The sequence below is a fragment of the Nonomuraea sp. NPDC049309 genome (genome assembly GCF_043196965.1).
GTDB classification, from domain to species: Bacteria; Actinomycetota; Actinomycetes; order Streptosporangiales; family Streptosporangiaceae; genus Nonomuraea; species Nonomuraea fastidiosa.
In genome coordinates this window covers 1857353-1870909 of sequence record NZ_JBICSH010000001.1, presented here as the reverse complement: position 1 = coordinate 1870909, position 13557 = coordinate 1857353, and the positions used below count along the sequence as shown (strand labels likewise).

14 protein-coding genes are annotated in these 13557 nt (G+C 71.9%); 9 read left to right on the top strand and 5 right to left on the bottom strand.

Going from position 1 to position 13557, the window contains the following annotated elements:
- Positions 1–7: 7 nt before the first annotated feature.
- The 4 genes from ACGFIM_RS08480 to ACGFIM_RS08465 form a co-directional block, all read right to left on the bottom strand.
- Positions 8–613, bottom strand: coding sequence for a hypothetical protein (locus tag ACGFIM_RS08480; protein ID WP_393196721.1), 606 nt, complete (start codon positions 611–613; stop codon positions 8–10).
- 273 nt (positions 614–886) lie between these two features.
- A complete protein-coding gene (locus tag ACGFIM_RS08475; protein ID WP_393196718.1) occupies positions 887–1483 on the bottom strand; it encodes a DUF4126 domain-containing protein in 597 nt (198 codons plus the stop codon).
- A gap of 85 nt (positions 1484–1568) precedes the next feature.
- Positions 1569–2696, bottom strand: a complete 1128-nt coding sequence (locus ACGFIM_RS08470; protein WP_393196715.1) for an NAD(P)H-dependent flavin oxidoreductase — start codon at positions 2694–2696, stop codon at positions 1569–1571.
- A 127-nt stretch (positions 2697–2823) separates the two neighbouring features.
- Positions 2824–3471, bottom strand: a complete 648-nt coding sequence (locus tag ACGFIM_RS08465) for an acyltransferase (RefSeq protein ID WP_393196712.1) — start codon at positions 3469–3471, stop codon at positions 2824–2826.
- Positions 3472–3581: 110 nt separating this feature from the next.
- On the opposite strand from ACGFIM_RS08465, the gene ACGFIM_RS08460 reads away from it, so the two are divergent.
- The 9 genes from ACGFIM_RS08460 (at position 3582) to ACGFIM_RS08420 (ending at position 13255) form a co-directional block, all read left to right on the top strand.
- Positions 3582–5249, top strand: coding sequence for a CTP synthase (locus ACGFIM_RS08460; protein ID WP_393196709.1), 1668 nt, complete (start codon positions 3582–3584; stop codon positions 5247–5249).
- Positions 5246–5878, top strand: a complete 633-nt coding sequence (locus ACGFIM_RS08455) for an NUDIX domain-containing protein (protein ID WP_393196706.1) — start codon at positions 5246–5248, stop codon at positions 5876–5878. The genes ACGFIM_RS08460 and ACGFIM_RS08455 overlap by 4 nt, the downstream gene beginning before the upstream one ends.
- 15 nt (positions 5879–5893) lie before the next feature.
- Complete coding sequence (xerD, locus tag ACGFIM_RS08450) at positions 5894–6799, top strand: site-specific tyrosine recombinase XerD (protein WP_393196703.1); 906 nt, start codon at positions 5894–5896, stop codon at positions 6797–6799.
- A gap of 117 nt (positions 6800–6916) precedes the next feature.
- Positions 6917–7858 (top strand): ParA family protein, encoded by a 942-nt coding sequence (locus ACGFIM_RS08445; protein ID WP_393196700.1) that lies wholly within the window; start codon positions 6917–6919, stop codon positions 7856–7858.
- Complete coding sequence (locus tag ACGFIM_RS08440) at positions 7855–8673, top strand: segregation and condensation protein A (RefSeq protein WP_393196697.1); 819 nt, start codon at positions 7855–7857, stop codon at positions 8671–8673. Before ACGFIM_RS08445 ends, ACGFIM_RS08440 begins: the two co-directional genes overlap by 4 nt.
- A 787-nt stretch (positions 8674–9460) precedes the next feature.
- Positions 9461–9967, top strand: a complete 507-nt coding sequence (scpB, locus tag ACGFIM_RS08435; RefSeq protein WP_393196694.1) for an SMC-Scp complex subunit ScpB — start codon at positions 9461–9463, stop codon at positions 9965–9967.
- Positions 9964–11538 (top strand): pseudouridine synthase, encoded by a 1575-nt coding sequence (locus ACGFIM_RS08430; RefSeq protein ID WP_393196691.1) that lies wholly within the window; start codon positions 9964–9966, stop codon positions 11536–11538. The genes scpB and ACGFIM_RS08430 overlap by 4 nt, the downstream gene beginning before the upstream one ends.
- Before the next feature lie 71 nt (positions 11539–11609).
- Entirely contained in the window at positions 11610–11969 is a 360-nt protein-coding gene (gene aroH / locus ACGFIM_RS08425) for a chorismate mutase (RefSeq protein ID WP_364054508.1), read from the top strand.
- Between the two features lie 197 nt (positions 11970–12166).
- Entirely contained in the window at positions 12167–13255 is a 1089-nt protein-coding gene (locus tag ACGFIM_RS08420) for a prephenate dehydrogenase (protein WP_393196688.1), read from the top strand.
- A gap of 103 nt (positions 13256–13358) precedes the next feature.
- On the opposite strand, the gene ACGFIM_RS08415 is transcribed toward ACGFIM_RS08420, so the two are convergent.
- Complete coding sequence (locus tag ACGFIM_RS08415; RefSeq protein WP_393196685.1) at positions 13359–13553, bottom strand: DUF2795 domain-containing protein; 195 nt, start codon at positions 13551–13553, stop codon at positions 13359–13361.
- Positions 13554–13557: the final 4 nt, after the last annotated feature.

Sequence of the window (13557 nt, the reverse complement as noted above, 5' to 3'; positions counted from 1 at the left end):
GGGACCGTCAGGGGAGGTCCTTGCGCTCCTGCATCGTGCGGCGGTAGAGGTCGTCGATCTCGTCGAGCGGGTCGGGGGCAGGGCGGCGGGCCTCGATCTCCAGGTCGGCGCGCTGGGTGAGGTCGGCGATGCCGGCCCCGGTGTGCCGGACCTGGGTGTGCAGCAGGTCGGAGCGGAGGCGGGCGCACATGGCGGTCAGCGTGGCCTGGTTCTGGCGCAGCCGGTCGAGCGTGGCGTGATCGGCGAACGAGGACATGCGGCGCTGCTGGGCGTACATGCCGAGCTGCTGGTCGTGGACGTCGGCCTGAGCGGTGAGGTCGGCCAGCAGCCGGGGCAGCTCGCCGAGGTCCCAGCCCTGGCGCTGGGCCTGCTCGATGGACTGGCGGGTGAGCGAGACCTCGCGGCGCATCTCGAGCCGGAGACGCTCGACCTCGGCGGCGTCGCCGGTGCCCATGGCGTTGACGTGGGTCGTGATGCGGGCGGTGGCCTCCCTGGCCTTGTTCGCGGCCTTCTTGGCCAGCTTGACGATGAGGAAGATGCCGATGCCGCCGAGGAGCAGGAGGAACGCCAGGATCACCAGGACGACGATGAGGAACTCGCTGATCGTTGCCACCTCCTGTTGGCGCTGCTGCTTTGAAGGATAGTGCGCGCGGGCGGCTCCGGCGCGCACCGCGTACGGCGTACCCGAGCAAGCTCTTGATCGGCCACGGACACCGTGCCGGCATGGGCGGCAGGGCGGCCATGTTCACATAGGGCGGATCGGCGTTCACATAGGGCGGAGCGGCGTTCACATAGGGCGGATCGGCGGGGCAGGTGCCGTACGCCGCAGGTCGGTCCGGACGTCCGGCTCTTCTGCACCGGCGGCGGCGAGCCGTCGCCGCTGCGGTCAAAGGGCGCGCGCCTCCCGCTTGCGAGCGCGCGCCCGGCGTACCCGCCGGATCAGCAGGAAGGCGAGTACGGCGAGCACCAGCAGCGCGACCAGCACCAGCACGGGCGCGAAGACCGCGACCAGGCTCATCCCGATGGAGCCCGCGTCCTCGGCGGTGCTCAGCACCGGCGCGCCGAACCCCGCCGTGCCCGCGTTGACCACCGGGCGGACGAGTGCCTTGACCGCGTGCACGACCAGCGCCGCCACGATGCCGATCAGCCACCCGGCCCAGGGGTGCTCGCTCATCCAGGCCGAGCGCTCGAACTCGGCGGCGGCGTTGGTGGCGGAGAAGACCACGCCGCCGGCCGCCGGGCGGATCACGGTCTGGATGGCGTCGTTGACGCTGTCGATGGCGGGCACCTTGTCCAGCACCAGCTCGGCGATCAGCAGCACGGCGATGATCGCGAGCACGCCCCAGTTCGACAGCCAGGAGTAGCCGTCGGGCAGGCGTACGGCGTCGGTGACGTTGGCGAGAGCGCCCACGATGAGGAGGGGGATGTAGGCGTTGAGGCCGGCCGCCGTGGACAGCCCCAAACCGGTCAGAGCGGCGAGCATCCCCCTAGTCTGCCCTGACCGCCTCGTCCATGACGCCGCTCGGTGGATTCGGTCAGCGCCCGGTCGCGCTCCTCCATCTCGCGGGTCACTCCGCCGTGAGCCCGCCCAGGCGCTCGACCGCCGCGCCGAACTCGCTGATCATGTCGTACACCACGTCCTTGGCCGGGCGTACCTGGTCGAGCTGGCCGACGACCTGCCCGACGAAGTAGTTGACCAGCTCGATCGCGCCCGGCTCGCCCTTCTCCGCCGCCGCGCCGATCCGTGCCATCGCGCCCTCGGCGAGCAGCAGCTGCAGCGGCATGCCCAGCGGTCCCGGGCTCTCCTCGGCGCCGTCCCACTCCTCGGTCCAGGCGGACTTGAGCTGGCGGGCGGGTTTTCCCGTACGGGAGCGCGAGCGCACGGTGTCCAGCGACGAGGCGGCGAGCAGCTTCCGCTTGACCGCGGGCGACGTCTCCGCCTCCTCGGTGGTCAGCCAGACCGAGCCGCACCACACGCCCTCCGCGCCGAGCGCCATGGCCGCCGCCATCTGCCGGCCGGACGCGATGCCGCCCGCCGCCAGCACGGGGACGGGCGCGACCGCGTCCACGACCTGCGGCACCAGCACCATCGTGAAGATGTCACCGGTGTGGCCGCCCGCCTCCGTGCCCTGAGCCACGATGATGTCGGCCCCGGCGGCGACCTGCCTGCGCGCGTGCTCGACGGTGCCCACCAGGGCCGCCACCGGCACACCCGCCTCCCTGGCCTTGGTCACCATCTCGGGCGGCGGCGGTCCCAGGGCGCCGGCGATGAGGCCGATGCGGTGCTTGAGCGCCACGTCGATCAGTCCCGTCGCGCCGGCCGCGGTCACCCGCCTGCCCATCTCGTCGGCGGTCGCGCCCATCGGCCTGACGGGCGTGCCGACCCCGTACTTGTTCATCAGGTGCGTGACGAAGTCGCGGTGCCGGCCGGGTACGGCGTCCATGAGGTGCACGCGGCGGTCGTGGGCCGAGGCGTCGATCTTGCCGGGGACGAGCACGTCCACCCCGTACGGCCGGCCGCCCACCTGCTCGTCCAGCCACGTCAGCTCGGTGTCGAGCTGCTCGGGCGAGTACGCGACCGCGCCCAGCACCCCGAACCCGCCCGCGTTCGTGACGGCCGCCACCACGTCGCGGCAGTGGCTGAAGGCGAACAGCGGGAACTCGATCCCTAAACGCTCACATATCGCGGTCCGCATGCACCGACGCTAACCGTCAGAAGGTTGTTCGGTCCATGCCCGAACGCGCCGCGGCGCGCGGGGGCCGGAGAGCGAGACCGCGACGGCGGGCCGGGTCTCGGCGTGCGAGGGCCGGGAGCGGCGGGGCTCAGTTCGTGGTGGCGTCCTGCGTGACGGGCGTGTGCCAGCCCAGCTCGGGCGAGTAGCCGCGGATCCGCCTGGCCGGGACCCCGGCGACCACGCTGTGGTCGGGGAACTCGCCGCGCACCACCGCGCCGCCCGCGACCACGCACTGGCGGCCGAGCGTGGTGCCGGGCAGGATGATCGCGCCGGCGCCCAGCCAGGAGCCCGAGCCGATGGAGACCGGGCTGTTGCGCGGCCACTGCCGCCCGATCGGCACGTCGGGGTCGTCGTAGACGTGGTTCTGGTCGGTGATGTAGACGTACGGGCCGGTGAAGACGTGGTCGCCGATGTCGATGGACTGGTGGGCCACGATGTGCGAGCCGCGGCCGATCGAGCAGCCGCCGCCGATGCGCAGGATGGAGTCTGGGCCGAGGTCGTGGCCCGGCACCATGCCGCACGACAGCGACACGCGCTCGCCGACGAGCGTGTGATCGCCGATCTCGATCCACTCCTCGCCGAAGATCGCGCCAGGGGGGAAGGCGATGCTGACACCGTCACCGATGCGCCGGAACCGGTAGCCCGATGGCGTGGACGGGGTGATCGCTCCGGCATGGCGGATCGCCGCGTACGTACGGTGAATCAACGCCCCCAAAGCCCGCCGAACGAGTGACATAGGGACCAAAGTTACCGCTAGGTCAAGCCGTTCGGGCATGTGAAGGGCGTTGTTTGATATCCTGAGAGCCCGTGGACATTCCGACCACACCTCGAGCCACGGGAGCCCCTTTGCGCAGCGCATCGCAAACCAAGCATCTGTTCGTCACCGGCGGTGTCGCCTCCAGTCTCGGCAAGGGGCTCACGGCATCCAGCCTCGGTCGCCTTCTCAAGGGGCGCGGTCTCAGGGTCACCATGCAGAAGCTCGACCCTTACCTCAACGTCGACCCCGGGACCATGAACCCGTTCCAGCACGGCGAGGTGTTCGTCACCGAGGACGGGGCGGAGACCGACCTCGACATCGGTCACTACGAGCGCTTCCTCGACACCGATCTCCACGGCTCGGCCAACGTCACCACCGGCCAGGTCTACTCCAACGTCATCGCCAAGGAGCGGCGGGGCGAGTACCTGGGCGACACCGTGCAGGTCATCCCCCACATCACCAACGAGATCAAGGACCGCATCCGGGGCATGGCCGGTCCTGACGTGGACGTGGTCATCACCGAGGTGGGCGGCACGGTCGGCGACATCGAGTCCCAGCCGTTCCTGGAGGCCGTGCGCCAGATCCGGCACGAGGTGGGTCGCGACAACGTGTTCTTCCTGCACGTGTCGCTGCTGCCGTACATCGGGCCGTCGGGCGAGCTCAAGACCAAGCCGACCCAGCACAGCGTGGCGGCGCTGCGCAGCATCGGCATCCAGCCCGACGCGATCGTGCTGCGCTCCGACCGTCCCGTGCAGACCGCGATCAAGCGCAAGATCAGCCTGATGTGCGACGTCGACGAGGACGCGGTCGTCTCCGCCGTCGACGCGGCCTCCATCTACGACATCCCGAAGGTGCTCCACGCCGAGGGCCTCGACGCGTACGTGGTGCGCCGGCTCGGCCTGCCCTTCCGGGACGTCGACTGGACGGAGTGGGAGCAGCTCCTGCGCCGGGTGCACCGCCCGGCCAAGGAGGTCACGATCGCGCTGGTCGGGAAATATATCGATTTGCCGGACGCGTACCTCTCGGTCACCGAGGCGCTGCGCGCCGGCGGCTTCGCCAACGACGCCCGCGTCAACATCCGCTGGGTCAAGAGCGACGACTGCGAGACCCCCGAAGGCGCCGAGCGCGAGCTCGACGGCGTCGACGGCGTGCTGATCCCCGGTGGCTTCGGCGTGCGCGGCATCGAGGGCAAGATCGGCGCCATCCGCCACGCCCGCGAGAACAAGATCCCGCTGCTCGGCATCTGCCTGGGCATGCAGGGCATGGTCATCGAGGCCGCACGCAACCTGGCCGGGCTCGAGGACGCCAACTCCTCGGAGTTCGACCCCGACACCAAGCACCCGGTCATCTCCACGATGGCCGACCAGGAGGACGTCATCGCCGGCGAGCGCGACATGGGCGGCACCATGCGGCTCGGCAGCTACACCGCCAAGCTCGGCGAGGGCACGCTGGCCCGCCGGCTCTACGGCGGCAAGGCCAAGGCCGACGAGCGTCACCGCCACCGCTACGAGGTCAACAACGCCTACCGTGAGCGCCTCGAGCAGGTCGGCCTGGTCTTCTCCGGCCTGTCGCCCGACGGCCGGCTGGTCGAGTACACCGAGCTGCCCACCGACGTCCACCCCTTCTTCATCGGCACCCAGGCGCACCCCGAGTTCAAGTCGCGGCCGACCCGGGCCAACCCGATGTTCAAGGGCCTGATCGCCGCCGCGCTCGTCTACGCCGACAGCCGCGTCGGCAGCGCCAAGGTGCACCCGTGAGCGGGCACGCCGACGGCCCGCTGATCGCCGACACGCCCGAGTCGTGGGACGTCGTCGAAACGCGGCACCGTTTCAAAGGCCACATCATCGAGGTCGTCACCGACACCGTCAAAATGCCGCGCGAGGAGGTCGCCGAGCGCGACTACGTCGTCCACCCGGGCGCCGTGGCCGCGCTCGCGCTCGACGAGCACGACCGCGTCCTGCTCATCAGGCAATACCGCCACCCCACCCGCCACCTGATGTGGGAGCTGCCCGCCGGGATCCGCGACGTGGAGGGCGAACCGCTGGTCGAGACCGCCGCGCGCGAGCTCGCCGAGGAGGCCGGCTACCGCGCCGAGACCTGGCACACCCTGGCCGACCTGCGCTCGTCGCCCGGCATGACCGACGAGCGGGTCAGGGTGTTCCTGGCGCGCGGCCTCACCAGGATCCCCGACGAGGAGAACGACTTCGTCCACCGGCACGAGGAGATCGGCATGCCGGTCGAATGGGTGCCGCTCGCCGACGCGGTCGAGAAGGTCCTCCAGGGAATGATCCACAATTCCACGGCCGTGGCCGGTATCCTCGCCGCGTACGCGGCTTCGGCTGAGGGGTTCGCCCGGTTGCGCCCCGCCGACGCCCCGGAGGCGTGACGGAAGGACCTGTTCGTGGAGGCGGTGCTCTCCAGCTACCTCGCCCACCTCGCGGTGGAACGTGGTCTGGCTGCCAACACGCTCGCGTCCTACCGCCGTGACCTGCAACGCTATGTCGAGCATCTCCGGGCGCGCGGCCGCCTGAGGCTCGACGAGGTGGGGGAGGCCGACGTCCAGGCCTTCCTCGCCGCGCTGCGCGAGGGCGACGGCGAGCACCCCGCCCTCGTGGCCAGCTCCGCCGCCCGCGCCGTCTCCGCCGTGCGCGGGCTGCACCGCTTCGCGCTGCGCGAAGGCGTCACGGCGCACGACCCCGCCCACGAGGTGCGCCCGCCGCGCCGGCTGCGCCGCCTGCCCAAGGCCATCAGCGTGGACGAGGTCGAGCGCCTGATCGCCGCCTCGGGCCCCGACGGCGCCCCTCTGACGCTGCGCAACCGCGCCCTTCTCGAACTGCTCTACGGCACCGGCGCGCGCATCTCCGAGGCCGTCGGGCTGGCCGTCGACGACCTCGAGGACGACCAGGTGCGCCTGCGCGGCAAGGGCGGCCGCACGCGCATCGTGCCGCTCGGCCGCTACGCGCGCGCCGCGCTGGACGCGTACCTGGTGCGGGCCAGGCCCGGCCTGCTCGCCCACGGGCGCGGCACCTCCGCCGTCTTCCTCAACGCCCGCGGCGGACGTCTGACCAGGCAGGGCGCCTGGGAGGTGCTGCAGGCCGCCGCCGAGCGAGCCGGACTCGACGGGATAAGCCCCCACGTACTCCGCCATTCCTTTGCAACCCACCTTTTGGACGGCGGCGCGGACGTTAGGGTTGTGCAGGAGCTGCTCGGCCACGCCTCGGTGACGACCACCCAGGTGTACACCCTGGTCACGGTCGACAAGCTCCGCGAGGTCTACGCCGCCGCGCATCCGCGTGCCCGGCAGTGATCTATAGTCTTTTGGGACGTGCGCCGCCCACGGCGTGCCGCCTTGCCGCGTTAAGTGGTGACGCCATAGTGTCCGTCCGGACGGTCCGGTTCGGGATCGTCAGGGAGGTTCGAGCTGGTGACTGTGACGACCAACGGTTCGACCCCGGGGACCCCCGACAACCCCTGGGGCGACACCAAGACCAACGCGCCCTCCAACGGCGTCAACTTGGGCCCGACCCAGCGGCCCAGACCCGTGTTCCCCGAGCCGGTGCCTCCCACGGTGCACGGCCCGGCGCGCGTCGTTGCGATGGTCAACCAGAAGGGCGGCGTGGGCAAGACCACCACGACCATCAACCTCGGTGCCGCGCTCGTCGAATACGGCCTCAAGGTGCTGCTCGTCGACTTCGACCCGCAGGGCGCGCTCTCCGTCGGCCTCGGCATCAACCCGCTGCAGCTCGACCTCACGGTCTACAACCTCCTCATGGAGCGCGGGGTCACGGCCGAGGACGTCCTGCTGCAGACCGGCGTCGAGGGCCTCGACCTGCTCCCGAGCAACATCGACCTGTCCGCGGCCGAGGTGCAGCTCGTCACCGAGGTCGCCCGCGAGCAGGTGCTGAGCCGGGTCATCAAGCCGCTGCTGCCCCACTACGACGTCTGCCTCATCGACTGCCAGCCGTCGCTCGGCCTGCTCACCATCAACGCCCTCACCGCCGCCCACGGCGTCATGGTGCCGCTGGAGTGCGAGTTCTTCGCGCTGCGCGGTGTCGCCCTGCTCATGGACACCATCTCCAAGGTGCAGGAACGTCTCAACGAGGGCCTGGAGCTCGAGGGCCTGCTCGCCACCATGTACGACGCCCGCACCCTGCACGGCCGCGAGGTGCTGGCCCGCGTCGTGGAGGCGTTCGGCGACAAGGTGTTCCACACCGTGATCAACCGTACGGTGCGCTTCCCCGACGCCACCGTGGCAGGCGAGCCGATCACGACGTTCGACCCGTCGTCGCTCGGCGCCAACGCCTACCGTGAGCTGGCCCGCGAGGTGCTCGCGCGCTGGCACCAGCCTGCCACAATGGCCAGGTGACCGAAGAGCAGACCGAGCCCCAAGGCTTCCAGGTCCACCTGGACGTCTTCGAAGGACCCTTCGACCTGCTTCTCGGCCTCATCGCCAAGCACAAGCTCGACATCACCGAGGTCTCGCTCTCCAAGGTCACCGACGAGTTCATCGCCTACATCCGCTCGCGGGGGCCGGAGTGGGACCTCGACCAGACCAGCCACTTCCTGCTGGTCGCGGCGACCCTCCTCGACCTCAAGGCGGCCAGGCTGCTGCCGTCCGGCGAGGTCGAGGACGAAGAGGACCTGGCGCTGCTGGAGGCCAGGGACCTGCTGTTCGCGCGGCTCCTGCAGTACAAGGCGTACAAGGAAGTCGCGAAGATCTTCGCCGCGCGGATGGCCGAGGAGTCCCTGCGCTACCCGCGTACGGTGCCGATGGAGCCGCAGTTCGCCAACCTGCTGCCCGAGCTGGTGCTCGGCATCGGGCCCGAGCAGCTCGCGAAGATCGCGGCCAAGGCGTTCGCCCCCAAGCTGCCGCCCACCGTCAGCGTCGGCCACATCTACCAGCCGCTCGCCAGCGTCAAGGAGCAGGCCGCCATCCTGGTGAGCCACCTGCGCCGGCTGCGGCGGGCCACGTTCCGCGCGCTGACCGCCGACTGCCAGGGCACGTTCGAGGTCATCGCGCGCTTCCTCGCCGTGCTGGAGCTGTTCCGCGAGTCGGCGGTGACGTTCGAGCAGGCCGAGCCGCTCGGCGAGCTGCACGTGACCTGGACCGGCACCGACGACGGCGAGGTCTCGGTGGGCGACGACTACGAGGAATCGGCGGAGAAAGCGACCCATGACTGACGACAACCGGCTGCCAGGACCGCACCGCTCGCCCGGCTCCGAGCCGCCGCTGCCCGCCTGGATGACCCTCCCGGGCTCCCTCGCCCAGCCGGGCGCTCCCCGCCCCGCCCCCGACCTCCTCCCCCCCATCACGGGCGGGGAGGACCCGGCGCCGGCGGACCCGGAGCCCGGCGAGCCGCCCGCTCGCCCCGCCGCCGCGGACACCCCTGGCACGGACGCGCGCGACACGGGCTCCGGCGGCGCGGACGCGCCCGCGGAGGGCGGCGGAGACGAGCCGGGCGTGGCGGGCCCGGGTGCGTCCGAGCCGGGCGAGGAGGAGGCCGCGGGGAGCACCGGCGCCCGGGGCCGAGAGGCGCTGCACGACACCGTGCCCGCGTCCGAGGAGCCGACCGTCCCCGCCGCCCCGGAGCCCGCGGCAAGGGCGTCAGCGTCCGCCACGGCGGCCGGACCGCGCACCGCAGCGCCGGCGCCCTCCACCGGCGGAGAGCCGGACGAGCTCTCGGGCGCGATGGCGGGGGCCGCCGGTGGCGGTGAAGCCCTCGGCACAGGGGCGTTCGCCGCCGTCGGTGACGGTGAGCCCCCGGGGGAGGGGGCGGTGCCGCCGGCCGCTCTGGGAATTCCCTCTGCGGCGGGTGCCGGTAGTGCTTCGGGCTCCCAGCGGCGGGATGAGGGCAGGAGAGGCGGCGCTTCGGGGACGTCCGTCGGCGGCGAAGGCGCCCCCGAGGAGCGCGAAGGCGGGGGCTCTGCGGAGGGCCCGTCGTTGGAGGCGGCGCTTGAGGCTATCCTGATGGTGGTCGACGAGCCGGTCGCCGAAGTGACGCTGGCTCAGGTGCTGGAGCGGCCGACGCACGAGGTGGCCGCTGCGTTGCGCGCGCTCGCGGCGGAATACACCGCCGCAGGGCGGGGTTTTGATTTGCGAGAAGTCGCGGGCGGCTGGCGTTTCTACACGCGCGCCGAGTGCGCGCCTATGGTCGAGCGGTTCGTACGCGACGGCCAGCAGACGCGGCTCACCCAGGCCGCGCTGGAGACACTCGCGGTCGTTGCCTACCGGCAACCGGTGAGCCGGGCCCGCGTCTCCGCGGTGCGCGGCGTCAACAGCGACGGCGTCATGCGGACGCTCGTCGCCAGGGGGCTGGTCGAGGAGGCCGGCACCGACCCGGAGAGCCAGGCAGTGCTCTACCGGACAAGCTCATACTTCCTTGAACGTCTGGGACTGCGGGACCTGAGCGAGCTTCCCGAGCTCGCCCCCTTCCTCCCCGACGACGTGGAAAATCTCGAGGAGACGACAAAGTGATCAACAGGCGTAGCACCCCGTCCGGTGATGGACGCGGTCGTGGACGTGCCGGCGGCTCCGGCCGTGGCGGGCGTCCCGCCTTCCGCTCCGGTGACACCCGCGGCGGCGGCACGCGTGGAGGGGACTCCCGTGGTGCCCGCGGCGGCCGGGGCGACTTCCGCGACGACGACTTCCGTGGCCGGGACGACGTCCGCGGCCGTGCGTCGCGCGACTCCCTGCGCGCCGACCGGGGCGGCACCCGCGCCCGGTACGGCCGCGGCGACAGGACCGAGCGTTACGAGCGGTTCCGCGACGAGGGCCGGGACGGCTACCGGTCCGGCCGGCGCGACGACCGTTTCGATGATCGTTACGGTGACCGATACGACGATCGTTACGGCGACCGATACGACACTCGTTACGACGACCGTTACGACGACCGTTATGACGACTGGCGCGACGACCGCCGGGACGAGCGCGGCCCGAGCACGTTCAGGGCAGGACGCGGCGGGCGCCGCGAGGACGTCGCCGCCAAGCCCGTGACCTCCACCCGCGCCCGCTACGGCCGGCGTGACGACGACAGGCCGGGCAGGCGCGACCGGGCCGACCGCCCCGAGCGCGACCGCGACGAGTACGCGGGCCGCCAGGAGCGCTCCGTCAGGCGCGACAGGCCGGGGAGCGTGCGCAGCGGCCGCCCCGCCACGCGTGGCGGGCGCAAGGACGTCGTGCAGACCATCGGCGGCAGCACCCGGCGCGGCGGCGGCACCGGCAGCCCGCAGCGCGACCGCGTCAAGGCGGCCCGCCAGCCGATCCGCGACCGCGACTTCTACCCCGAGGGCTACACCGACGAGCGCGACACCACCGAGGTCCCCGACGGCGTACGCCTGCAGAAGGTGCTCGCCCAGGCGGGCGTGGCCAGCCGCAGGGCCTGCGAGGAGATGATCGGCGAGGGCCGCGTCACCGTGGACGGCCAGGTGGTGCGCAGGTTCGGCGCCAAGGTGGACCCGGCCAAGCAGGTCATCCACGTCGACGGCAGGCGCATCCCGACCGCGCCCGACCTCGTCTACTACGCGCTCAACAAGCCCATCGGCGTCGTGTCCACCATGAACGACCCCCAGGGCCGGCCGTGCCTGGCCGACTATGTCGAGGACCTGGCGCCCCGGCTGTTCCACGTGGGGCGGCTCGATACCGAGACCGAGGGCCTGCTGCTGCTCACCAACGACGGCGAGCTGGCCAACCGGCTGACCCACCCCAGTTACGGCGTGCCGAAGAAGTACTGGGCGAAGGTGCCGGGCCCGATCCCGCGCAGCCTCGCACGCAGGCTCAAGGAGGGCGTCGAGCTGGAGGACGGCATCGTCAGGGTCGACTCGTTCTCGGTGGTGCAGGAGCACGGCCAGCAGGCGCTGGTCGAGGTGGTACTGCACGAGGGCCGCAAGCACGTGGTCAGGCGGCTGCTCGAAGCGGTGGGCCACCGCGTGATCGACCTGGCGAGGATCGAGTTCGGCCCGGTGAAGCTGGGCCGGACGAAGCCGGGCACCGTCAGGGCGCTGACGCTGAAGGAAGTCGGTGACCTCTACGCGGCGGTGAAGCTGTAATCTGGCCGGACGCGAGGAGCCCGTGCGGGAACTCCGTACGGGCTCTACGGCTCTGGAAGGGGACGAAGCACATGGTGCGGGCCATCCGTGGTGCGATCCAGGTGGACGCCAACGACCGCGACTCCATCATTTCGGGCACGACCGAGCTGGTCAGCGTGATCATGGAGCGTAACAGCCTGACTCCGGACGACGTGATCAGCGTGCTGTTCACCGCGACGCCCGACCTGACGGCCGAGTTCCCCGCGCTCGCCGCGCGCAAGCTGGGTTTCCATGAGGTGCCGCTGATCTGCGCCACCGAGATCGACGTTCCAGGGGCGCTGCCGCGCGTGGTGCGCCTGCTCGCCCACATCGAGACCGACCGGCCGCGTTCCGAGATCCACCACGTCTATCTGCGGGGCGCGGTGGCGCTGCGGCAGGACATCGCCCAGTAGATTCGCTCCGCGCCCAAGACCACCGGGCCCAAGACCACCGGGCCCAAGACCACGGCGCCCAGGACCATAGAGCCCAGGAACAGGCACGGCAGGCTCAAGCCCGGGCACGGGACCTGGCCCCCCGGGCACAGGACGCGGCAGGCAGGCCGGCCGCGCGGCACCTCTCAACAGTTCAGCCCGACCAACAGGACATCGAGATGGATCTTCGTACCGTGCTCGTCGTCGGCACCGGTCTCATCGGCACCTCCACGGCGCTGGCGCTGCGCAAGCGGGGCGTCCGGGTGCTGCTCGCCGACCGCGACGAGGGAGCCGTACGGCTGGCACGGGAGCTCGGCGCAGGCGAGGAGTGGCGGCCGGGCACGCCCCCGGCCGAGGGCGTGGACCTCGCGGTCATCGCGGTGCCGCCCGCGGCCGTGGCGACCGAGCTGCACGAGCTGCAGCACATCGGCGCGGCCCGCTTCTACACCGACGTGGCCAGCGTCAAGGGCGAGCCGATCCACCGGGCCAGGCAGCTCGGCTGCGACCTGGCGTCCTACGTCGCCTCCCACCCGCTCGCCGGGCGCGAGAAGTCGGGGCCCGGCGCCGCCAGGGAGGACCTGTTCCTGGGGCGTCCGTGGGCGCTGTGCCCGACGGAGGAGGCCGATCCCGGGGCGAAGGCGGCGGTGCTGCGGCTGATCGAGCTGTGCGGGGCCAACGCCGTCGAGGTGAGCGCCGTCGACCATGACCGCGCGGTCGCAGTCGTCTCGCACGCACCCCACGTGGCCGCATCGGCGGTGGCGGCCCGGCTGGCCGACGCCACCGACGTCGCGCTCGGGCTGGCCGGTCAGGGCATCCGCGACGTCACGCGCATCGCGGGCAGCGACCCCGGGCTGTGGCTCGGCATCCTGTCCGGCAACGCGGGCCCGGTGGCCGAGGTGCTCGAGGCCGTGGCGAGCGACCTCGCCGGCGCGGCCAGCGCGCTGCGCGCCCTGGCCGAGGGCGACGGCACCGCGAGCGACGAGATCACCCAGCTGCTCAAGCGGGGCGTGGCGGGGCACGACCGCATCCCCGGCAAGCACGGCGGGCCCGCCTCCGCCTACGCCGTCGTGCAGGTGGTCATCGGCGACCGTCCCGGCCAGCTCGCCCGGCTGTTCCAGGTGTGCGACGAGGTCGGGGTCAACGTCGAGGACGTCCGGCTTGAGCACGCCCCCGGCCTGCCGCTGGGCATCGCCGAGCTGTCGGTCGAGCCCGGCGCGGCAGACACGCTCACCGAGGCCCTGCACGAGCGCGGCTGGCAGGTGCCCTGACACGCGTCTGCGCCGGGCCGCCCGGCGGCAGGTCGCATCCGGTACCTGGACGTGCATCGGGCGGGACCCTGTGGGGTCCCGCCCGATGGCGTTGCCGGACGGATCAGCGCTTGGTGATCGCCTGGCTGACGGCGTTCGGGCCGTCGTATTCGCGGTCCGGCATGGATTCGAGTGCCTTGAGAATGTCCTCGCTCGCGTTCTGCTCGCGAGCCGCCTTGATCAGATCCTGCTTGCTGGCCGGGTAGTCGACCCCGCTCAGGTGTTTCTGCAGGTCGATCGGGTTCGGTGCGGTTGTCATACCT